Genomic DNA, 20,646 nt, shown 5'->3' with positions numbered 1-20,646 from the left:
GGATTCACTCCTTCTGTCCAGCTGTTCCAGTTAGACAATTGAAAACTACTGGCCGGGCGCTACTTTCTCCATATGTTTAAGTTGGTACTGACCGGAGACGATGAACACCTCGCCTGCCTTCAGTCCTTGTGTAATTTCCGTCCTGTCATCCTTGCTGCGGCCGAGCTTGACGCTCCTTTTTTCAACATGGTCTCCAATCAAAATGAATACATAGGGCTCGCCATCCTCACGTAAAATGCTGCCCGTCGGCACAACGATGACCTGCTGTTCGCCTCCTCCAGCCAGTAGAAGCTGGACGCGCATTCCGGGTTTGAGGCGGCCGTTTTCGTTTGCGGCTTCAAGTTCCAACGAATAGGTTTTCGTCTGAGTATTGGCCGTGTTCGCCAAATAAGTTACTTTACCTTCAAATGTATCTGGTGAATCCGACGTTTGAAAGATCAGGCTCGGTTTGCCCTGCACGAGCGGTAGGTCCGCTTCCGTTACTTCAGCGCGGATTTTGATCGGTGATTGCCGCTGCACGACGCCGATTTTTTGTCCTCTGGCCAGCGTCATGCCTTCCTCAATGGGCATTTCGGTCAAAAGTCCTGACGCAGGCGCCTTGACTTCAAAATAAGCGAGATTGACATCAGCATCTTGCAAATCAATATCGTTAGCCTGCAATTGGTATTGGATGGCGGCTAGCGGTTGGGTATTTTGGAGCGTTTGAAGCTTCTGCTGCAAAGTTTGAAGATTGAGTTTCAACGGTTTGACCTGAGATTCCATTTGCTCTTTCTGGTCTTTTGTTGCCTGCCCGGTGTCATAGTCATTCAAAATCCGGTTATATTGCTTGTTTGCATCGTCCAAGGACTGCTGGGTTATGGCAATATTGTTGGTTAACTCCAGAATGCCGTCATCCCAATCCTTTTTGGCTTTGGACAATTGTTCTTCGAGACTGGCTCTGGCATAAAGCAGTTTTTGTTTTTGTCGAAGCAAATCTTTATTATCCAGCTCGATGATCACATCGTCTTTTTGGACTTGTTCCCCGCGTTTTTTCAGGACGGATTTCACGTCGCCATCCACTTTGAGCACGACATTCAACTCTAATGAAGGAACCACATCGGCTGTGAGTGTCTTAGCACCTGCCCATGCTTGTGTGGCAACCTTAGCCGTTTTTACAGGCTTAATCGCTGCCTCTGCCGCATGTTCAGCTGTTGTTGCGGAAGATAATGTGGCTTCGTTGGAGCAGCCTGCGAGCGCAACGGCGGTCAGGATGAATAGAAAACTCGTTTTATGTAGTATTTTTCCAGTTGTTCTTACGATCTCGTCTTTCGGTTGATTTGAACGAGCAGCCATGATTGAGCCCCCTAATTATTAATGGTGTATAAGATCAGATATTGCTGTAAGTATGACTTTTGGTCAACTTTTTGGTTTAATTGGTTCAAATGAGTAAGGATATTTGATTCTTGATCCATGGAAGGACAATAAAAACCTAATGATTAACTTTATATAAGTACATTTATAACAATAAAGTGACTTGTGGTCAATATTATTTTTGGGGTTAGGGGTGAATCAGGGATGAGAGGAAGGTGTGGATAGGGAAAAAGTAAAACTATAGTTTCTAATTGTAAATACTTGCTAATTTAGAGTTTGTTCCTGTAGAATTCTGAATTAGAGGTAATTGTTCCAAAATAAGGGATATTTATTCTATGTATTGAGAGGGGGATCAAAATGAATATTTTTAGGGAGGGAGCGAGATCGGAGTACTCGTGGATTCGTTTATCAACAATAGAAGCTGAGAAAATTGAATTATGGAATGCAACATTTATGAAAACTGGAATAGACCGAGATACTGCAACGTTGCCGTTTCGCGTAGCAGAAACAGAGAGGCAAGAACATAGGGATGTAACCCTTATAGCGGTTTTAAAAGAAGAGATAGATGCTCTTTCTTAAACGATATCAAATCCGCACTTAATCATTTTTACAAATCGGAACGGAGTGGCAGTAGAATTTACTGGACCAGCAAACATAGTAAACAAATTGGAGTCTGTGAATGTTGGTAAGGGGACATCGTTTGCTTTAGAGCATGCCGGCATTAACGCAATTTCCCTTTCTATGCAATTGGATACGTTGGTAGCCGTAAAGGGTTTGGAGCATAGCTTGACGTTTTTTTCGAAATGGAGTTGTATGTGTTCTCCTATTAAGATTGGAAACCAAATACGAGGTTACTTGAATCTTTCCGTTTCTCTGACTGAGAATTTATGCTTTGTTGCCTCGTTATTAAAACGGTTGATAAGCGACATTGAATCTCGACCGATGTTAGCTGATCCAATGAGTAAAAAGGTATTGATTTATGAGCATTTTGATCTGTTTTCTCTAACGAATCGTGAAAAGGAAATTGGCTTTGGCTGGCTGCAAAATCAGAGTACTTTGCAGATTTCACTTGCACTAGGCATTTCAGAGGCTACGGTGAGGCATACGCTTAAGAAGGTTTACAGTAAGACGAAATGTCATGATAGAGGGGGATTTATTAAGAAATTTATGGTGTGAATACCCTGTTTGTGGTATTTTCACAAACAGAAATACAATTTATAGTTAAATTTGTAAGTAGTATAGAAGAAAGGAGGATCTATTATATGTTGATTACTTATGGAAAAGGTTTTTCGAAATCTGTTGTTTTGTTGCTTGTTTCAGTTGCAGCTGTTTTGGCATACGCCCTCTTATTGAACACTTTGCCATTAGCGGATTTAGCAAAAGAGTTTGGTGTACCAGCGGTTGTAGGGAACGCTTTAGTTCAAGCATTGGATTGGGGCTTAACTGCGGCAACAATTGCATCCATTATCGGCGCTTTTATTACTGGTGGTTTGAGCATCGTTGCTGCAGCAGGTACAACCGCACTGAAAACATATCTCAGAAATAAGCTTGCAGAAATGGGTACAAAAGCCTTCGTTGCTTGGTAATTATTTTAGAAGGAATGAGGGTGTTTGTGCCCCTCATTCCTTCTTGATTATTTTATGCACGCATTCTTAAGGAGTGATTGGCTCAAATGCTGCAATGGTTATTTTTAATTCGTCTTACAATTAAGAACCGTATTGAAAATCAATTCCTAAGGTTATTTGAAACTTTCGCAATTATTAAGAAATGGAATCGAGTTCGATTCTTTTTCTTCATGAAATTGTTGGGAGCCATACCTGCTATTATAGTAGCTTTTACATCACTAAAATTCTTGTATAGACCGGAGTTAAAGAATGTTTGGGGAGCATGTATTTTTTTGGGGTTTTTGATTTTCCATGCGATTCAAGGATTGATAGTATATCGAAGAACGCACTTTCCGACTGAGTCGAACCTATATAACGTCTCTCCAAGAAGTGAGCGGTTTATTTACTTAATGCTTTTAGCTGAACAGTGGTTTTGGTTGATATGCACATATCCAAGTATATATATATTAGCTTTTTCTGTTTATATTGGCATTCATCCGGAATTAACTTTAATTGGTAGTATTTTTGTAATTAGTACTGGTTTTTTTCTTGCTTTAATATGTTTCATTATTTTTAACTTAGGATACGGGTTGTATATGGTTCATAAAGTTTTAAAGCCAATAGGTATATTTAGGTTTGCAGGCTATATTATCACTTCCAGCATATTTTGCGCACTAGGCTATAGCATTATTTTGGTAATTTCCCCATTTATCTTTATTGTCAGAGAGCAGTTCAAGAGTTGGGATCAAGTGATTGATAACCGAATGTGGGAAGAGTTGTTCCCTTTGGTGCAGGACTACGTAACATTGAAGATGCATTGGATTTTTGATTTTGCATTTAATGAGAGTTCATTTCTTGTTAGGTTTGAGAATGAATTCTACTCAGGTTCGATGCTCTATTGGATTATCATAGTTTGTTTTGGAGGTTTTGTGCTGTTGTTTTTTAAACAGTTAATGCCTCAATACAATTTCACTGAAAGCATAATCCAACGGTCTTTTGGACGCGATTTCTTGGTGGCTTATAGTAAAATGCTTCAAAAATTTCGTGAAGTGCTTTTCCCAAATGATATTTTTCTCTGGAAAGATACTCAACAATTAAAAGAAAGTCGATGGATAATCTCACCACAATTTTTTTCATTGGTATTTTTGTCCTATGAATCTTCTTTTTATTTTGGAATATTCCTAGCTGCGGTTAATTCTGTTTCAAATGTTGGTTATATCGTTACATTCATAATTACATTTTCGCTTTTGACAATTGTGAATCAAGCCTATGAATTGAGAGAGGAATTCCCAATTTTATTTCTAATAAGCTCTGAAGGCAAACAAATTGAATTAATTCGATTATCTAAAACTCCCATTTTAAAACTTTATTTAGCTAAATTAAAGTTTATGAGACTAACAATGATAATTCCAATGATGATCATTATTATGATGAGCTTGTGGATGTTTCAGGGATTGTGGAGTCATCTATTCACGATTTTTTGGGTGCAATGTTTAGCTTATTGGATATCTCCGTTATGTCAGTTATATATATCTCCACAAATTAGTAAATTTAAAAACCAGAATAAGTTGGATGTCGGAGACACTATTGAGGAAGTTAATATATATCGAAAGTTTCAGGCGATCCCTAGGAAATTTGCTGTGGTGCCGTTGCTCATTGCTTTATATTTGTTGATCTTCTTGCATCTTCCACAAGAGGTAATAAATATGCTCCCATACGCATTTTCAATATATTTTACTTTGATTGTTATTGTTTTTGGAACAATTGCAAATAGCATTTCTAAGAGAGGTGCTAGCAAGTTGGAATTTGAAAGGCGGTTGTAATTGAGTGAAGGGGATGTGGGCACGGCAAAAATATCTGGCTTTAATTAGTTTAGTGTTCTTTATAGTGGGTGTTTTTTATGGTGTGTGTGATGGTGAAAATAATGTTCCTGGTTTTCTACAACCATCAGAAGCATCGGCAAAGGATATTATTATAAATAATTTGAGAATTGGTGGAGTAATAATTGTAGCAGGCTGGGTATCAGCTGGTCTTCTTTCAAACATAATTATATTGGGAAATGGTTATCTTATTGGCTACGTTATTTCATATGTTACATCCTTTTATGGGATGAATTCAATTTATAGAGGGCTCCTACCTCACTTTTTTTTTGAACTGCTGGGACTTTTGTTTTGTGCCACAGTTGGATCATTTTCAGCTCGAATTTTATGGATATGGTTTAAAAATAAACCTCAAGAGATTTCACTAATGGTTAAAGATGGTTTAACTCTATTATTTTGTGCATTACTAATGATTGTTATCGCTGGATTTGTCGAGGGTAGTATCAGTAGGGTCACATTACAATAAATCGGGGGAAGATATGTTTCATTTATGGACGCATCCCAAAACGTTTTTTGATACTGGGGTAAACAACAGGAGATTAGTGTGGTATAGTTTACCCCTCATTTTAATTGCTAATGTAGTTATTGCTATTATTGGATTAAGTCTATTGGAAACCCCTATAAATTCTAAAATGATTCTTTTCTTTATTGTATTCGGAGGCGTGGTTATCCCCCTTTATTATATTTTTAATGGAATTATAACTGCGTTATATGCCCTGGTTGCCATATTCGTTAAAGCCGATTTATCCATGAAGCGAGTATATTCTTTGCTTATTAACGTTACTGCGCTCCCTTTTATGGTTAGCTCAATTATTCTTCTTGTCATTTTAAATAATAATAACATTTACTTTGTGATTAATATGAATTTCATCCAAATAATTGTAAATGTTATATCTCTTCGCTTACTTTATTATGGGAGTGTTTCGTATATCCAAGTAAGCAAACCCTTTGCATTTATATTGTGTATGGTCATTTTATTGAGCCAGTTTTCCCTCATATTTATTGGAGTGATGCGCTATGCAGCCTAAACTACATATTCGGGACCTTATATTCTCCTATGAGGACCATGTCTTATTGAAACAGTTCAATTTAGAAGTTCAATCAGGTGAACGTTTGTGCATCACGGGCAGGAATGGTGCAGGTAAATCAACATTGTTAAAAATTATGGCTGGACTTATTGATGCTCGTAATTTTTTATTCTATGAAGGACGTCCTGTTGTAGATATGTCAGCTTATAAAAATAAAATCGCGTATATTCCTGTTGCACCATCATTGTACGAGTTATTAACAGGTATTGATAATTTACTGTTCATAATGAATCTATTTAAAGTAGATAATCATCAGAGTTATCTAAATAAAGTCAATGAGTTGTGTCATCAATTCGGTTTGACGGATTTTTTGAACAAAAGAGTTCTTGATTACTCAACAGGTATGAAGCAGAAATTGTTTTTTATCGCGATGATGGCCAGGGAAACAGAAGTATGCTTACTGGACGAGCCATTCTCTTCTTTTGATTCTGATTCTCAAAAACTAGCTATGAATTTATTATCTGAATATACTTGTGGAAATAAAGCGGTTATATTCGTCAGTCACGTAGATTCAATTATTAACACTCTAGCGAATCGAACGTTAGCTCTGAAAACTTCAAATGGGGGGTCCTAGAATGCGAAGACTGTACATAATTATTTTAGTTGTTTCAACTTGCGTGTTTTTAAGTATTCTCAGTACTCCATTAATACATTTCAGAGCGGCACAACTAATTTTAATGCTATCAGGTGCTTTTATGGCTTCTGCAATAATGAATATATTGAAGAAAAAATAAGGAGTTCCTAGGCTTGGATAATAAAATTCCCGCTAAATTATTGTTTTTCCGATGTTAAAAATTCGCGATAAGGTTGGTTAAGTATCAAATATTCAGTGCATTAAGATTCAAAGCTAAAGGCGGATTCTATGAAGAAGAAGTGGTTAATAACCATTATTGGCATTGGTATTCTAAGCATAGTGGGATTAAATATATTTTTACTAGTAAAGTCTAAGTTTTCCCACTCTAATGTTACAAGCGTACAGACTTTTGAAGTGAAAATGCAGCAAATGTCAGACACTTTAGTTGCTTCAGGAACTGTTACACCAAGGGAAGAAGAACGGATTTTTAAAGATGAATCCATGGGGAGCATTAAAGATATTTTTGTTAGTGAGGGGCAGGAAGTTAGGAAGGGGACAGAACTGTTTCGCTATGATGAAGAAGAGATTAATAACAAGATGAAATTGTTGGAGATTTCCAGATCTCGCTTATCGCTTGAACTTGAGCAGTATCGTGAAAAGCTGGACAATCTGGAGGCAGACTTTAAACATAATTTAAAAGATACGTTACAGATTGAGGAATCACTTCGACAAGCGGAGAACAATAAAAATGAGTTAGAGCGTCAAGTGAAGTATATCATGTTATCCATACAGCAAAATGAGATGGAATTAACTAGTCTTTTGAAAAAGAGGGACAACTTAGTTGTCAAAAGCGTGGTGTCTGGAGTTGTTAAGAAAATTACGAGGAATGCCAATAAATCAACTACAGATTCACAAGATCCTATCATTCATATCGCTTCTAATGAACCATACAAAGTTAAAGGCACAATTACGGAGTTTGATTCTGTTTTTGTAAAAGCGGGCCAGCCGGTAAAAGTGAGAGCAAAAGTTTTATCAAGTGAAGTATGGGAGGGGAAGATTGAGAGTATCCAGTTAAGTCCTTCTCAAAATGTCTTAAATGCAGGTGTTGAAAAGAACGCATCAGTAACTTCTTACCCGTATGAGGTTGCTCTCGTGGATAACCGAAAAGGATTGCAAGATGGCTATCATGTGTCTGTGGAAATACAAATAAACGTAAAAGACAATGTGCTTACCCTGCCTCATGATGTAACTTTCGCAAAGGATAGTAAAGAATTTGTTTTTGTAGTTGTAAACAACAGGCTGCAAAAGAGAGAAATAACGATTGGCTTAATGAACGATGAGTTTAAAGAAGTGTTAACAGGTGTTAATGAAGGGGATATCATTGTCAGACATCCGAAAGTAGAATGGAAAGACGGAATGGAAGTGAAAGTTGATGCTCCAACTTCATAATGTGTTTAAAACATATAAAACGGAGGCAATTCAAGTCCCTGTTTTACAAAGATTAAGCTTGTTGATTGAACAAGGCGAATTTGTAGCTATAATGGGACCTTCCGGTTCCGGCAAATCTACTCTCATGAGTATTATTGGGCTATTAGATACAATAACTTCGGGTACGTACTTTTTGAATGGAAAGGATGTCTCGGTATCCTCGGATAAGGAATTGGCCAAATACCGCAATAAGCACATTGGCTTCGTTTTTCAACAATTTCACTTGCTGCCGAGGTTAAGTGCATTAGCCAATACAGAGCTTCCTTTAATTTATGCCAGGGAGAAGAAAAAAATAAGAAAGGAAAAAGCTCATAGAGCTTTAGAGATAGTCGGGCTCAGGGATCGAATGAATCATTATCCAAATCAGTTATCAGGCGGGCAGAAGCAGCGTGTAGCAATAGCCCGAGCAATTATTAATAATCCCGATGTGATTCTTGCAGACGAACCTACAGGTTCCCTTGATTCAAAGACAGGTGAACAGGTTATGAGCATTTTCTCTGAATTTAATCGGGAAGGCAAGACAATTATTCTAGTTACTCATGAACCGGAGATAGCTCAGTATGCCCAAAGAACCATCCTTCTTAGAGACGGAATTGTTGTAGAGGACCGGAGGCGGTAGGGATGGAGTTATGGGAGTGCGTGAAGATGGCTGTTACATCGTTGTATGCGCATAAATTAAGATCGCTGCTAACGATGCTTGGAATAATTATTGCTGTGGCTTCTATAATTACCATTGTTGCAATAGGACAAGGGGGTGAAGCAGCATTAAAAAAGAATTTAGTTGGCAATGGCAATAATTCACTAGATATTCTTTATCGCATTCAAGAGACGGATGAAGAGGTTGAACTGAATTTTGATGAGATTGCTGTTAGATTTGATGAGAGTGATGTTTTTGATTTGCAAAAGCTTCCTGAAATATCAAGCATTATTAAGATGAATTCAGCTTCTTCTGTTTTACATTATTTAGATAAAATCGTTAATTCTCAATTAGTCGGTATAACGGAAGGATATTACGATTTATACCCACTTGAACTGATTTCAGGGCGTCTTATGACAAAAAATGAAATCCAACAAGGACGAAAGGTTGCACTGTTAAGTGAAGATGTAATCAAGAAATTAGGGAGAGGAACAAGCTTCGTAGGAGAAATCATTGAACTAGAAGGAATCTCCTTTAAAGTTGTAGGTATATATAAGGAAAAAAAGAAGAATTTCCTAAATTTTGGAGCAAAAAAAATCCTCGTTCCTATCTCAGTATGGCCAACTCTGTTCGGAGAGGACAGCATCCATTCGTTAGCCATTCAAGCCAAAGATCCGAATAAGCTGAAGGCAGCCGGGCAGAAGGCAGTTGACCTGCTTAATCTAAAATATCGATCTAAGAAAACAAACGGTGAATATTATATTTTTAATATGGAACAAATTCAAGAATCTCTCTCAACGATTACAAAGACCATGACAGCCATTATAAGTGGCATTGCGGGAATTTCGCTGGTTGTAGGCGGTATTGGAGTTATGAATATTATGCTAGTTTCAGTAACCGAAAGAACTAGAGAGATTGGCATTCGCAAAGCATTGGGTGCCACGCGGGGAAGTATATTGCTGCAGTTTTTAATTGAATCTATGACATTAACAACATTAGGGGGCAGTATAGGTATTCTCATTGGAACCGGGGGAGCTTATTTAGTATCGTTGTTAACTAACTGGCCGCCGCTAGTATCGGTTCCTGTAGTTATTGGAGGGGTGTTATTTTCAATGTCTATAGGTATTATATTTGGCATGCTGCCAGCGAATAAGGCCGCCAAATGTGATCCTAATGAATCGCTACGATATGAATAAAGCTTCATACCGCATAGGAGAATTAAATGAAAAATAACCGATTAGTAAACTTTGCTATGGCATGTAACATAGTCTTTATGCTGCTTGCTCTGAACGGTAAAAACTATGTTGAGTACGCTCCAACTATTGGATGGATAGGTGCAATCATTACATCTACTGCTATTTCCATACTATACTTCATCAAAAAAAATCGAAGTTTAGGTTTGGATAAGAAAACAGGAAGACGGTTCTTAATACTAATAGTATTTTTCACAATAGTTGGGGTTATAACCATGCTTATACGGGGTATGTTTGACTGGAGTTGGTTCACGATGTCTGTCATTTTTGTTCCAGCGTTCGTATTAAGTATGTTTGTATCGGTTTTTATGAATAGAGGATCGAAATGAAACTCTAGAATACAAGTAAATAAGCATATAAAAGAAGCCTGCCAGAGTGAACAACTCTAGAAGGTTTTTTTGTATTTTTTGACTAAAAAAGCAATTCATTCATCCCTATTTATATATACCTTGTTAATGTTAATATATTGTAAATGACTTCAAAATAGAGGAGACAACAACGATGCTAGTAACAGTAGACGTACATGATTTAATAAAATTAGGAATTGCAGCTATTTTCGGTTTAATTATTGGCTTAGAACGAGAAATCAGAAATAAACCACTTGGACTCAAAACCTCTCTGGTCATTTGTTTAAGCAGTTGCTTGCTAACAATAGTATCTATTGAATCTGCGAATAAATATGCGGTTCCCGGGCTTCATGTCATGGATCCTATGCGGCTTGCGGCGCAGGTGGTTAGTGGGATCGGATTTCTTGGCGCAGGAGCCATACTTCGGAAGCATAATGATGTCATTATTGGGCTAACGACGGCGGCGATGATTTGGGGAGCGGCTGGGCTAGGAATTGCCATTGGCGCCGGTTTTTTTGTTGAGGCGTTTGTGGGACTGCTGCTTATTATGGTGAGTGTCGTGTTACTGCCGTATTATATTAAGAAAAAGGGACCAAGACCGCTGCTGATGAAGGATCTGCGAGTCAAGCTCATCGTATCCCATGAGGGTAATTTAACGAATATCATCAAGGACATTATCGCTAGAGGGTATAGAATGAAAAGTGTACACATCAAAGAGTTGAGTCATGAACTGCAGGAACTCAATTTCATTGTTTTTATTGACCGTAAGTATGCATCAGAAGTATATGAAGAGTTAAAGAGTATGCCGTATATTGAAATGGCCGAAGTAGAGACTTTGTAGAAAATAGGGATTGGAGCAGCAGCGAAGCAGCTGTGTTCCGATCCTTTTTATTTGGAGCATAGCTGAGCTGTTGGGGAGTTTCGTTGCATTTTTTGCAGCGAAATAGGTGCTTTTTGCAGCCTGAAGGGCAGTTCGTTGTACTAAGTACAACGTTACTTAGCCAAATGGCGGTGAATGGGGCGATTTCAGCTGAAATAATTGCACATTGTACAACGAAAAACCAATGTGGTGCTAAAAACAATCAATTTCATTGTAAGAAGTGCAACATAGGCGGGAGTGTCAATGAGAAGCGAGCCCAGCGAAAAGCCAAAGCCCGCCAACATGTATTAGGCCGAAACAGCGACAGCAGCAGCGAATTTCGCGCCTAGTTCACGACATAATTTCTTTTGCTCGCTAGTCGGATTAAATTCGATTTTCAAACCGTCAAATACTTTCTCCGTTCCGATCTCGGCAAGTCTCTCTTCGATTGTGTCTACAGCTGCACCAAAGTGTGTGTAGGAAGAGTCAGCAGAGCCGAATGCGCCGGATTTGCGTCCACTTAGATCCAGATCTTCTAACTCATCGTAGAAGTCTTCGAATTCGTCTGGCAGATCGCCATCGCCCCATGTATAGGCTCCAAGCAGAATACCATCGTAGTTCACGAGATCTACACCGCTCACATCCATGACGGATTTCACAACAGGCTCAATGCCTGCCTCACGTATGCCTGCTGCGATTTCTTCAGCGATTTCCTCCGTATTTCCTGACATGCTGGCGTAAACGATAATGATTTTTGGCATGGGAATCCCTCCACGAAATGTTTTTATAGGTATGTAGTCATCTTGTAAATGTCCTGCTGTTACCAACCATCTTCATATTATTTGATAATGATTATCATTGTCAACAAATAATTGAGAATATATTGAGAATGAACATTTTTGGCTGAGAGGGCCGGCAAGGAAGGACTATACGACTTCGAGGAAGAAATCATGTTACAATATCGAAAACATGAACTTATCGCAGCTTATGAAAAGGGGAACTGGCATGGAGGATATCCACCTGCATTTGAAAAATCTCGGCTTCACCGACTTGGAAGCCAAGTGCCTGCATGTGCTTGCCGAAAGCGGCACACAGACGGGTTATGAAATCGCCAAGCAGCTTGGCGTATCGCGTTCGAATGTGTACTCCGCGCTCCAGAAGCTTGCGGAGAAAGGCGCCGTGCTCACCAGTCACGGTGAGCCGACGCACTACCAAAGCGTGCCAATCGAGGAGATCGGCGATCGTGTTGAGGCGGAGCTGCAAGCTTCAATCCGCTACGTGAAAGAGCATATGCCGAAGCAAGGTGCGCACCGGTCGGAGTATTTCAGCTTGGAAGGCGACACGAAGGTGCTGGATCGCATCCGAACAGAGCTGAGGAAAGCGAGGGAGGAAGTCCTTTGCGACCTTTGGGCGCAGGAGGCGCAGCTGCTGAAGGAAGAGCTGCGGAAAGTACCCGCACAAGGTGTGCGCCTGCTTGTTTCGGCGATCGGAGATGCGGCTCTGCCAAGCAGCGTACAGCAGTTCTCGCATAAACGTGATGCTGCGTGGAATGAACAGAGCGGGAGGAAATTCACGCTGCTGATTGACCGCAAGCTGGCCATTGTCGGCACAAGAGGCGGCGATGAGCCGACGCTTGCGATGTTGACCGAGCATCCGGCGATGGTCGAGCTGCTGCTCAATAGTTTTTGGCGTGATGTGGTGATTCACGAGCTGCAGCAGGATATGGGCGCGAAGCTTGAAGATAAATATGGGAAAAATTTTAAGAAAATTATCCAGAAATACGCGGCTCCCGAAGGCAGAGAGAAGGATACGCCATCCGCGGAGGGAGAACCGGCATCCACAACGGATGAGAGTAAAACAGGTGAAGGAAAGAGGAAAAAGAAGAAATGATGCAGCATGATGGAGAACACTTGACGAGAGAACAACAAGAGAGCATTTTACTCGCGGCGGAGGCGCTCGTGAAGGAAAAGCTGGAGCGCGATAGCAGCGGCCACGACTGGTGGCACATCTATCGCGTCGTGCAGACGACGAAGCGCATCGCCGCCCAAGAGGGCGCCGACGCATTCGTCTGCGAGCTTGCGGCGCTGCTTCACGACGTCGTCGACGAGAAGCTGAACGCCGATCCAGCCGCTGCGCAGCGCGAGCTGGAAGCATGGCTGGCCGCCAGCGGTACGCCGGCGGCCGCCGTGGATCACGTGCTGGAAATCATCAGCACGATGTCGTTCAAGGGCGGCGCGCGGCCTCCGATGCGCACGCTTGAGGGCCAGGTCGTGCAGGATGCCGACCGGCTGGATGCCATTGGCGCGGTAGGCATCTCGCGCGTATTTGCCTATTCGGGCTGGAAGGGCCGCCCGATTCATGATCCCTCCGTCACGGCGCGTGAGCACATGACTGAAGCGGAATATCGCGCGGGAAATGACACCGCGATCAATCACTTTTACGAGAAGCTCCTTAAGCTGAAGGAGTTGATGAATACCGCCTACGCGCGCAAGCTTGCGGAGGAGCGGCACCGCTTCATGGAGCAGTACCTCGAGCAGTTTTATGCCGAGTGGGAAGGCGAGCGGTAATTGCTTTTTGCTTTGAGGCAGGATGCGGCGTGCGATGCCGACTTTCGAGGCTTGGTTAATAGCAGGTGCGACTTCCTGTTAATCACATGAATAAAAAACCGTCGAGGCAATGTAAGCCTGACGGTTTATTTTTTTCATTCAAATGACGGCTTCGTCAGCGGACAATTCGGCAAACTAAGAATCTCCACGTTGTAATTAGCCAGCTTATGCAAGAAATAGCAAGTTTCCGGCAGGTGGTGCTCAAGGAAACGCAAGGTCAGACGGCTAAGCAGCTCCGTATCCTGATATTCGCGGATGACCTCTTCGACGAGTCGATAGAAGCCGATCACTGTCTCTGCAACTTGTCTGGCGAATTTCTGCTGAACCGGGAAACCCGGTGCTGTGAAGCGGAGGAAACCGCGGATGGCGGTGTTTTTGACGATATGGGCGCTGAATTGCTGCGCGTACTGCTGGGTGCTTTTCAGCAGCTCCATTTCCGTTGGATCCAAATGATTGCCCAGCAGCACGGTATGTCCAAGTTGATCCTCCAGCCACATCTCCATCAGCGCGACAAGCGGCAGGGGTTCGTAAGGCACACCGTTCATCCAAGCGTGCAAAATCCGCAGATACTCGCCGTTTTCCAATAAAGTCCCGTTGAAATACACAGGCGTCAGCGAGATAACGACCTTATTTTCTATTCGTAAATGCTGCATAAAGCCTTCGAACTGGTAATACCCATGCGCAACGGGGTATATGTCTTTAGAGAGCTGGATCATGGTTTCCGAGGAGACCGGCAGGGAAGGGTCTGTTTTCAAAATACGGTTGCGCAGTTCAGTGAATGCCGCTATGTACCGTTTGGCAATGCTGATCCATTGCACCTCTTCATTGGCAAGCGCCTCGTCCACAAAAATGGCATGATCCTGCAGGATTTCAACCCAAAACAAATGTTCCTGCCAAGGCGTAATGGTTTCATTCAGGCTCATGGAAAGGTTCCTCCTAGGTCTCTTAACTTCGGGCCAAGCCTTGCCGATATTTCACATACCGAAGTGTATTCAACAGTTTCAGGATCGAGAACAGCTTTCGTCGGAATTTGTGGTAAAATAGAACGAATAGCGATTGAAAATCGAGAAAGAAAGAGATGTTATGACGATGAAAAAAGAAGCAAAGTATATAGCAACGGTCTCCTTAGGTGTCATGGGAGCAGGTTTTTTGGCTACACTTCCTGTAGCTTCCACGGTGTGGGGAGGTTTCCTGCAAGGCGGCTTCGAAGCCGGGGTTGTGGGCGGTTTGGCAGACTGGTTCGCGGTGAGCGCCTTGTTCCGTCACCCGATGGGGATTCCGATTCCGCATACGGCGCTGCTGCCGAAGAATCGCGAGAAAATTACGAACGCCCTTGTCTCCACGGTTCAAAATGAGCTGCTCTCCAAAGAAACCATCCGCGCCCGTTTGCAGCAAATTCGTTTTCTGGAAAGAGGGCTCGAGCTGGCGGAAAGCCATCTGGATAGCGAGGCGCTTCATAAAGGCCTAAGTACGCTTGCCAAACAAGCGTTATCCGCTATTGATATTGAAAAATTAACTCCGCTGTTGGCGGATGAGATTAGTAAAGCACTCCAGGACGTGGATACGAGCCGCTTGGTTCGCACGCTTGTCGATACGGTCAAGGACGGCGGTTATGACGGCAAGACGTTTGATTTTGTCCTTGATAAAGTGGAAGCTTGGGCATTCAAAGCAGAGACCCGCGATCAGCTTGGGGCCATGGCGCTTAAGGCGTTCGAGGGGCTGCAATCCAATGGCTTCATGGCATTTGCCGTGAATGCGTTCATCGGGATGGTCAATGAGGAGAAAATCGGGGGCATTATCCAGAATTTCTTGCTTTCCTACATTGAGCAAATGCGCATGAAACAGCACCCGCGTAGAGAGGCCGTACTTTCCTTTATCCGCAATGAACTGAATAAGCTGGAGAGAAACCCGAAGCTTTTGGCCGAGCTGGAATCACTCAAAACGAAGCTGCCAGACATGTTTGAGATGGATGTGAAGCTATCTGCACTTCTTGTACGTCTTAAAGCTAGAGCTGAAGAGTTTGTAGACCAGCCTGATTTTATCCCTGTCCATGTCGTTCCGATCCTTCGGAATGTGCTTGCATCCGTGAAGGAGAATGAAGCTTTGCTGCAGCGCGGCGAGATCTGGGTGCAGGAGCAGATTGCTTCTTATTTGGAGAAAAATCACAGCAAAATCGGTCAACTTGTCAAAGAGAACCTGGATAAATTCGATAACGAGAAGCTGACTCAGCTGATGGAAGATAAAATCGGCAAAGACTTGCAGTGGATTCGTGTCAACGGTGCGATCTGCGGATTTATCATCGGGCTTGGTCTGGCGGGATTAAAGATGCTGTTTTAAGGGAAACGACTACGGGATATACCCGAGTGGGGGGAAGCATTTTGATCGAGATTAAAGGTGTCAGCAAGACGTTCGTACAGCGAATCGGCGGCAATTATAAGGCGCTGGACAATATCACTTTAACGATAAAAAAGGGAGAATTCGTCTCCATTCTGGGGCCATCCGGCTGCGGGAAATCGACGGTGCTGAACCTCGTTGCAGGCTTCGATACGCAAAGTGAAGGTACGATTGAAGTGAATGGTAAAAAGGTTACCGGTGCTGGGGCCGACCGCGTGGTCGTGTTCCAAGAGCACGGTCTGTTTCCGTGGCTTACTGTGCTGGACAATGTGGCTTTTGGCCTCAAACAGAATGGTATCCCCAAAAAAGAGCGCCACGAGCTCGCCATGGAGCAGATCAAATCGGTGCACCTCAGCCGCTTCGCCGATCGTTACCCGCATGAGCTATCCGGCGGGATGAAGCAGCGGGCAGCGATTGCGAGAGCGCTGGCGATGGATCCCGAGATTTTACTGATGGATGAGCCGTTTGCGGCTTTAGATGAACAGACTCGCCTTATTTTGCATAAGGAATTGGAAGAAATCTGGATGCGGACGCGTAAAACGATTCTCTTCATCACCCATAACATTCGGGAAGCGGTTATCCTCTCAGATCGCGTTGTGGTCATGTCTACACGCCCTGGCACGATTAAGAAGGAGTTCACCGTACAGGCGGCAAGACCCCGGGATGCCGCAGATCCGCTGCTGCACCATGTGGAGAATGCGGCCATGGACGCGCTGGCGGATGAGCTTGAGAAGGTGGTAAGGGAGGAGACGGGCGATGAGTACCGCATTAAGAAGAACGATTTTTCTGGTACTGCTTCTGATAGCTTGGGAGGCGGGATTTAGGCTGTTCGGTTGGGGCTGGAAATTTCCTTCTCCTACCCAGACGCTGCAGGCATTTTATGATGGATTGGTGCATGGCGAGCTGCTCGCAGCGACTTTGGCCAGTATGATCCGGCTGTTGGTTTCATTCGCCCTGTCGCTTGCCATTGGGACGACATTAGGTTTCTTGTTCGCACGATACCGTCTGCTGGATGATACGCTTGGTTTTCTGGTCGTTTCACTGCAGACGATTCCTAGTATTGCTTGGCTGCCTTTTGCTATTATATGGTTCGGTCTTAACGAATCCTCGGTTATTTTCATTACGACGCTTGGCGCAACCTGGACGATGGCGCTGGCCAGCCGCACAGGGATCAAGAACATTCCGCCGATTTACCTGCGTGCCGCACAGACGATGGGAACAGGCAACGGGTATAAAATGTTCGTACAGATCATGATTCCGGCGGCTTTCCCGCATTTGATCAATGGGGTGCGTACGGCTTGGGCTTTTGCTTGGCGCGCCCTTGTTGCCGGGGAACTTATCGCCAAAGGGGCGGGGCTCGGCCAATTGCTGCAGGATGGGCGTAATTTGGGCGACACATCTCTGATGTTGTGTATCGTCATCATTATCGCTGTGCTGGGTACGGTCTCCGACCATTTCTGCTTTAAGAAACTGGAAGATAAAGTGCTGGAGCGCTACGGCCTCGCCGGCTCGAAGTCTTAGCAGGGAGCGGATCGCATGAGAAAAAAAGCATGGATGCTGCTGCTGCTTTTGCTCGTCATTACGATGCTGAGCGCCTGCGAAGAGAAGCTTACAGCTTCGGGCAAGCCGCAGGTGGTCAGGGTTGGTGTTTTTAAAAATGTCACGCATGCCGCAGCCTATATCGCACTCGAAAAAGGCTATTTCGCCCGGGAATGGGGCGATGACGTGAAAATCGAGGTCACGGCCTTCGATAACGGCTCTGACTTATCGATTGCGATGGCGACAGGTGATATTGATATAGGTTTCGTAGGTCCGGGACCTGCGACAACATTTTTTCTGAAAAGCGGGAACTATCGGGTCGTGTCCGGCTCCAATAATGGCGGCGCGGTGCTTGTTGCCCGTAATGGCGCAGGAATTAATGGCGTTAAAGATTTGGTGGATAAAACGATTGCGATCCCTTCCAAAGGGAATACGAATGAGATTTCCCTGCGGATGCTGCTGCAGCAAGAAGGCATCTCCTTAGGTCGAGATGCGGGAAGCGCACATCTCATCGTGCGCTCCCCGTCGGATGCGCTGATTTCCTTCCGGCAGAAGGAAATTGACGCGACGCTCGTTCCCGAGCCATGGGGGACGCAGATCGAGAAGGCCGGGCTCGGTAAGGTCGTCGTCGATTGGCAGGCAATCCCGCCGAATCACGGCGATTATCCGACGGTCATTATGGTGGCGAGCGATACGATGATCCAGCGCCACCGGGATATTGTCAAGGGCGCGATTAAAGCCAATATGGACGGCATCGCGTTTATTCAGAAAAGCCCGGAGCAAGCCTATGAACTCATCAACAATCAGCTGAAGCAATATAGCGGTAAAGGGATGGACAAAGGCTTGATCCAGGCCTCGCTTAGCCGTTTGAAGCTCACGACTGATGTTGATGTCAAAGTGATGGAAGAGATGGCGCGGGTCTCGATTGCGGCGCGATATATTAAGGGCATTAAGGAAAATGAACTGGACCTCAGCAAGTTTGTTGATTTATCCATGCTCGAAGAAGTGAAGAGTGGGAAGTAAGCAGAAGCCTGTGTCGATCCGAATTTTGGATGGATGCGGGCTTTTTTTAACGCGAAATGCATAGATGCCTACTTGGATTATAACTTTGAGCATCCATACTATTTGGATCTGCATACCGGAGAAGTAATCCTGGATATGGATGAAATGTATACCGGGGAACCGGGAATTGACTGGGATGATGAGGAAAATGAAGATAAGTATATCCTCATTCCCAAGATCGATTCAAACGAAGCATTTCGTGTAATGGCAAGCTTTTCTCATAGTACGCAATCTGATCCTAATGGTAGGTTATTTGATGCGCTTAGAGGTGATAAACCATTTCGTAGATTTAAGGACATGCTTTACGAACTGAATATGTGGGACGAGTGGAACAAATATCAAAACCAGTATGCAGAAAAAGAAATACAATCGTGGATGGAGGAATCTGAACTAAATTTCAATGAATTGGACGAAAAGTACAAAGCTAGTCAATCTTTTTACGAGGAAGACGCTATATAATCAATTGTTCATTATCCAATTTTTTGTATGATATAATCAGTATAAAGAGTCAATACCTCGGGGGTGACGTGATGCGCTGGGAAGAAGTACAGGAACGATTCCCAAATGAATGGGTAGTTCTAGAAGCAACGAAGGCCTATTCCAGTGAGGGTAATCGCTATATTGAGGAAGTGGTTTTCGTTGATAGATTTGATGATTCAACGTTAGCAATGAGACGCTACAACGAGTTGCATAAACAGGACCCTCATCGTGAATACTGCTTTTTCCATACATCCCGTCGTGCTTTAGTGGCCCGCGAACGGTATGTTGGATTGCGGGGTCCTAGATGAATCCCCTCCTCAAAAAAAAGTCATTGCCAAATATAACCAACTCATCTATACTGAGATTAATTCCATATGGAAGCGATTCCAGAAGCCGCTTTCCTACACCTGATCCTCGTCATGAGGATTCTATTTGACAACAATCTGGAATCGATACCAGAAAAATGAGGATGTCTGAGGAAGGTGGTCATGACATGGAAACGAATCTGCCGCAAGCTAGTGTCGGCGCTGCGGTGAAGAAGAGAAATGCTGATCTGGGAAAACGAATAAGACAGCACAAGATTATGTACCTCATGCTCCTTCCCTGTCTTGTATTTTTCGTTATTTTCTCGTATATCCCCATGGGCGGATTGATGCTGGCTTTTAAGAATTATCAGTTTAACAAGGGGATACTGGGCAGTCCATGGGTGGGACTCACGTATTTCAAGGCATTTTTTAACGATTACCAAAGCGGAAAACTCATTAAAAACACATTGATTATTAGCAGCATTAAAGTTTTCGTGGGATTGCCTTTTCCGATTCTGCTTGCCTTAATGTTCAATGAGATCAGACATCGGAGGTTCCGAGGAATCGCCCAGAGTATTTCGTATCTGCCGCATTTCCTTTCATGGGTTATCGTGATCGGCCTCATGCAGCGGATTCTTGCTCCGGATACTGGACTGCTCAACGAGGTGATCCGATTTTTCGGCGGAGACGGAAGTACGTTTTTCATGATGGAAAGCAAGTACTTTTATTCTCTCATGTTCGGCAGCCATATTTGGCAAAGTATTGGCTGGGATTCTATCATTTACTTGGCCGCTATAGCAGGCATTAATCCTGAACTGCACGAGGCCGCCAAAATAGATGGAGCTAATAAGTGGCACGAAATCTGGCACGTTACTTTGCCAGGTATTCGCTTAACGATTTCCATTCTGTTTATTTTATCGCTAGGCAACATTTTGCAGGCAGGGTTTGATCAAATCTATCTCATGCGAACTCCTGGCAATATGGAACTGGCAGATATTCTAGATACCTACATCATTCGGGTAGGACTTCAAAATGGACAGTACGGCTATGCGACAGCTGTTGGTTTAATGCAAGGCATAATCGGCTTAATCCTTGTTGTAGCTGCGAACCGAGCTTCAAAAAAGTTCTTTGACGAGTCAATATGGTAGCGATACCAGAATCTTTCACTTTTCGACAGTGG

The 20,646-nt window shown here is 43.2% G+C and carries 22 protein-coding genes; 19 read left to right on the top strand and 3 right to left on the bottom strand.

The window, feature by feature from the left end:
- Positions 1-45 precede the first annotated feature (45 nt).
- Positions 46-1,332, bottom strand: a complete 1,287-nt coding sequence (locus PCH02S_RS13225; RefSeq protein ID WP_127453668.1) for an efflux RND transporter periplasmic adaptor subunit — start codon at positions 1,330-1,332, stop codon at positions 46-48.
- Positions 1,333-1,707: 375 nt separating this feature from the next.
- Between PCH02S_RS13225 and PCH02S_RS13220 the strand changes: the two genes are divergently transcribed.
- The 11 genes from PCH02S_RS13220 to PCH02S_RS13170 all read left to right on the top strand — a co-directional run bounded on the left by PCH02S_RS13220 (position 1,708) and on the right by PCH02S_RS13170 (position 11,062).
- Positions 1,708-1,929 carry a hypothetical protein gene (locus tag PCH02S_RS13220; RefSeq protein ID WP_127453666.1) on the top strand — a complete coding sequence of 74 codons (222 nt, stop codon included), beginning with the start codon at positions 1,708-1,710 and terminating at the stop codon, positions 1,927-1,929.
- Between the two features lie 276 nt (positions 1,930-2,205).
- Positions 2,206-2,526: a helix-turn-helix transcriptional regulator gene (locus PCH02S_RS35745; RefSeq protein WP_164819552.1), complete on the top strand. Its 321-nt coding sequence runs from the start codon at positions 2,206-2,208 to the stop codon at positions 2,524-2,526.
- An 86-nt stretch (positions 2,527-2,612) separates the two neighbouring features.
- Positions 2,613-2,936: an uberolysin/carnocyclin family circular bacteriocin gene (locus tag PCH02S_RS13210; protein WP_127453662.1), complete on the top strand. Its 324-nt coding sequence runs from the start codon at positions 2,613-2,615 to the stop codon at positions 2,934-2,936.
- Between the two features lie 86 nt (positions 2,937-3,022).
- The gene (locus tag PCH02S_RS13205; RefSeq protein WP_127453661.1) at positions 3,023-4,777 is read left to right on the top strand and encodes a hypothetical protein; all 1,755 of its coding nucleotides are present in this window, start codon (positions 3,023-3,025) and stop codon (positions 4,775-4,777) included.
- A 13-nt stretch (positions 4,778-4,790) separates the two neighbouring features.
- Positions 4,791-5,300 carry a stage II sporulation protein M gene (locus PCH02S_RS13200; protein WP_246069070.1) on the top strand — a complete coding sequence of 170 codons (510 nt, stop codon included), beginning with the start codon at positions 4,791-4,793 and terminating at the stop codon, positions 5,298-5,300.
- Between the two features lie 13 nt (positions 5,301-5,313).
- The gene (locus PCH02S_RS13195) at positions 5,314-5,862 is read left to right on the top strand and encodes a hypothetical protein (RefSeq protein ID WP_127453657.1); all 549 of its coding nucleotides are present in this window, start codon (positions 5,314-5,316) and stop codon (positions 5,860-5,862) included.
- A 46-nt stretch (positions 5,863-5,908) separates the two neighbouring features.
- Positions 5,909-6,496, top strand: a complete 588-nt coding sequence (locus PCH02S_RS13190; RefSeq protein ID WP_164819551.1) for an ATP-binding cassette domain-containing protein — start codon at positions 5,909-5,911, stop codon at positions 6,494-6,496.
- A 288-nt stretch (positions 6,497-6,784) separates the two neighbouring features.
- Entirely contained in the window at positions 6,785-7,945 is a 1,161-nt protein-coding gene (locus PCH02S_RS13185) for an efflux RND transporter periplasmic adaptor subunit (protein ID WP_127453653.1), read from the top strand.
- Positions 7,929-8,603 carry an ABC transporter ATP-binding protein gene (locus tag PCH02S_RS13180; protein ID WP_127453817.1) on the top strand — a complete coding sequence of 225 codons (675 nt, stop codon included), beginning with the start codon at positions 7,929-7,931 and terminating at the stop codon, positions 8,601-8,603. The genes PCH02S_RS13185 and PCH02S_RS13180 overlap by 17 nt, the downstream gene beginning before the upstream one ends.
- Positions 8,604-8,605: 2 nt before the next feature.
- A complete protein-coding gene (locus PCH02S_RS13175) occupies positions 8,606-9,817 on the top strand; it encodes an ABC transporter permease (protein ID WP_127453651.1) in 1,212 nt (403 codons plus the stop codon).
- 558 nt (positions 9,818-10,375) lie between these two features.
- Complete coding sequence (locus tag PCH02S_RS13170) at positions 10,376-11,062, top strand: MgtC/SapB family protein (RefSeq protein ID WP_127453649.1); 687 nt, start codon at positions 10,376-10,378, stop codon at positions 11,060-11,062.
- 326 nt (positions 11,063-11,388) lie between these two features.
- Here the strand turns inward: PCH02S_RS13170 and PCH02S_RS13165 are convergent, their stop codons facing one another.
- On the bottom strand, positions 11,389-11,841 hold the full coding sequence (locus PCH02S_RS13165) for a flavodoxin (protein WP_127453647.1): 453 nt from the start codon (positions 11,839-11,841) through the stop codon (positions 11,389-11,391).
- Between the two features lie 244 nt (positions 11,842-12,085).
- On the opposite strand from PCH02S_RS13165, the gene PCH02S_RS13160 reads away from it, so the two are divergent.
- Both PCH02S_RS13160 and PCH02S_RS13155 read left to right on the top strand, forming a co-directional pair.
- Positions 12,086-12,970, top strand: coding sequence for a TrmB family transcriptional regulator (locus PCH02S_RS13160; protein ID WP_164819550.1), 885 nt, complete (start codon positions 12,086-12,088; stop codon positions 12,968-12,970).
- A complete protein-coding gene (locus PCH02S_RS13155; protein ID WP_127453815.1) occupies positions 12,970-13,647 on the top strand; it encodes an HD domain-containing protein in 678 nt (225 codons plus the stop codon). Before PCH02S_RS13160 ends, PCH02S_RS13155 begins: the two co-directional genes overlap by 1 nt.
- Positions 13,648-13,781: 134 nt before the next feature.
- On the opposite strand, the gene PCH02S_RS13150 is transcribed toward PCH02S_RS13155, so the two are convergent.
- Positions 13,782-14,609, bottom strand: a complete 828-nt coding sequence (locus PCH02S_RS13150; protein ID WP_127453642.1) for a DUF2935 domain-containing protein — start codon at positions 14,607-14,609, stop codon at positions 13,782-13,784.
- Between the two features lie 166 nt (positions 14,610-14,775).
- Here PCH02S_RS13150 and PCH02S_RS13145 point away from each other — a divergent pair, with 166 nt between their 5' ends.
- The 6 genes from PCH02S_RS13145 to PCH02S_RS13115 all read left to right on the top strand — a co-directional run bounded on the left by PCH02S_RS13145 (position 14,776) and on the right by PCH02S_RS13115 (position 20,614).
- Positions 14,776-16,023 carry a DUF445 domain-containing protein gene (locus tag PCH02S_RS13145; protein ID WP_164819549.1) on the top strand — a complete coding sequence of 416 codons (1,248 nt, stop codon included), beginning with the start codon at positions 14,776-14,778 and terminating at the stop codon, positions 16,021-16,023.
- Positions 16,024-16,064: 41 nt separating this feature from the next.
- Positions 16,065-16,904 carry an ABC transporter ATP-binding protein gene (locus tag PCH02S_RS13140; protein ID WP_127453638.1) on the top strand — a complete coding sequence of 280 codons (840 nt, stop codon included), beginning with the start codon at positions 16,065-16,067 and terminating at the stop codon, positions 16,902-16,904.
- Positions 16,837-17,601: an ABC transporter permease gene (locus PCH02S_RS13135; protein WP_127453636.1), complete on the top strand. Its 765-nt coding sequence runs from the start codon at positions 16,837-16,839 to the stop codon at positions 17,599-17,601. The genes PCH02S_RS13140 and PCH02S_RS13135 overlap by 68 nt, the downstream gene beginning before the upstream one ends.
- Positions 17,602-17,616: 15 nt before the next feature.
- Complete coding sequence (locus PCH02S_RS13130) at positions 17,617-18,642, top strand: ABC transporter substrate-binding protein (protein ID WP_127453634.1); 1,026 nt, start codon at positions 17,617-17,619, stop codon at positions 18,640-18,642.
- Positions 18,643-18,675: 33 nt separating this feature from the next.
- On the top strand, positions 18,676-19,140 hold the full coding sequence (locus tag PCH02S_RS13125; protein WP_127453632.1) for a UPF0158 family protein: 465 nt from the start codon (positions 18,676-18,678) through the stop codon (positions 19,138-19,140).
- A gap of 514 nt (positions 19,141-19,654) precedes the next feature.
- Positions 19,655-20,614: an ABC transporter permease gene (locus PCH02S_RS13115; RefSeq protein ID WP_127453628.1), complete on the top strand. Its 960-nt coding sequence runs from the start codon at positions 19,655-19,657 to the stop codon at positions 20,612-20,614.
- The last annotated feature ends 32 nt before the right edge of the window (positions 20,615-20,646 follow it).

Source organism: Paenibacillus chondroitinus NBRC 15376 (assembly GCF_004000765.1).
Taxonomy (GTDB): Bacteria; Bacillota; Bacilli; order Paenibacillales; family NBRC-103111; genus Paenibacillus_E; species Paenibacillus_E chondroitinus.
The sequence above is the reverse complement of the archived record's forward strand: the minus strand, read 5'-3'. Positions and strand labels throughout refer to the sequence as shown.

Coding starts and splice junctions, on each gene's coding strand:
- PCH02S_RS13220 (WP_127453666.1), top strand. CDS start 1,708: ATGAATATTTTTAGGGAGGGAGCGAGATCGGAGTACTCGTGGATTCGT.
- PCH02S_RS13165 (WP_127453647.1), bottom strand. CDS start 11,841: ATGCCAAAAATCATTATCGTTTACGCCAGCATGTCAGGAAATACGGAG.
- PCH02S_RS13125 (WP_127453632.1), top strand. CDS start 18,676: ATGCGGGCTTTTTTTAACGCGAAATGCATAGATGCCTACTTGGATTAT.
- PCH02S_RS13185 (WP_127453653.1), top strand. CDS start 6,785: ATGAAGAAGAAGTGGTTAATAACCATTATTGGCATTGGTATTCTAAGC.
- PCH02S_RS13170 (WP_127453649.1), top strand. CDS start 10,376: ATGCTAGTAACAGTAGACGTACATGATTTAATAAAATTAGGAATTGCA.
- PCH02S_RS13200 (WP_246069070.1), top strand. CDS start 4,791: ATGTGGGCACGGCAAAAATATCTGGCTTTAATTAGTTTAGTGTTCTTT.
- PCH02S_RS13210 (WP_127453662.1), top strand. CDS start 2,613: ATGTTGATTACTTATGGAAAAGGTTTTTCGAAATCTGTTGTTTTGTTG.
- PCH02S_RS13150 (WP_127453642.1), bottom strand. CDS start 14,609: ATGAGCCTGAATGAAACCATTACGCCTTGGCAGGAACATTTGTTTTGG.
- PCH02S_RS13195 (WP_127453657.1), top strand. CDS start 5,314: ATGTTTCATTTATGGACGCATCCCAAAACGTTTTTTGATACTGGGGTA.
- PCH02S_RS13155 (WP_127453815.1), top strand. CDS start 12,970: ATGCAGCATGATGGAGAACACTTGACGAGAGAACAACAAGAGAGCATT.
- PCH02S_RS13225 (WP_127453668.1), bottom strand. CDS start 1,332: ATGGCTGCTCGTTCAAATCAACCGAAAGACGAGATCGTAAGAACAACT.
- PCH02S_RS13160 (WP_164819550.1), top strand. CDS start 12,086: ATGGAGGATATCCACCTGCATTTGAAAAATCTCGGCTTCACCGACTTG.
- PCH02S_RS13180 (WP_127453817.1), top strand. CDS start 7,929: ATGCTCCAACTTCATAATGTGTTTAAAACATATAAAACGGAGGCAATT.
- PCH02S_RS13145 (WP_164819549.1), top strand. CDS start 14,776: ATGAAAAAAGAAGCAAAGTATATAGCAACGGTCTCCTTAGGTGTCATG.
- PCH02S_RS13115 (WP_127453628.1), top strand. CDS start 19,655: ATGGAAACGAATCTGCCGCAAGCTAGTGTCGGCGCTGCGGTGAAGAAG.
- PCH02S_RS13130 (WP_127453634.1), top strand. CDS start 17,617: ATGAGAAAAAAAGCATGGATGCTGCTGCTGCTTTTGCTCGTCATTACG.
- PCH02S_RS13135 (WP_127453636.1), top strand. CDS start 16,837: ATGAGTACCGCATTAAGAAGAACGATTTTTCTGGTACTGCTTCTGATA.
- PCH02S_RS13205 (WP_127453661.1), top strand. CDS start 3,023: ATGCTGCAATGGTTATTTTTAATTCGTCTTACAATTAAGAACCGTATT.
- PCH02S_RS13175 (WP_127453651.1), top strand. CDS start 8,606: ATGGAGTTATGGGAGTGCGTGAAGATGGCTGTTACATCGTTGTATGCG.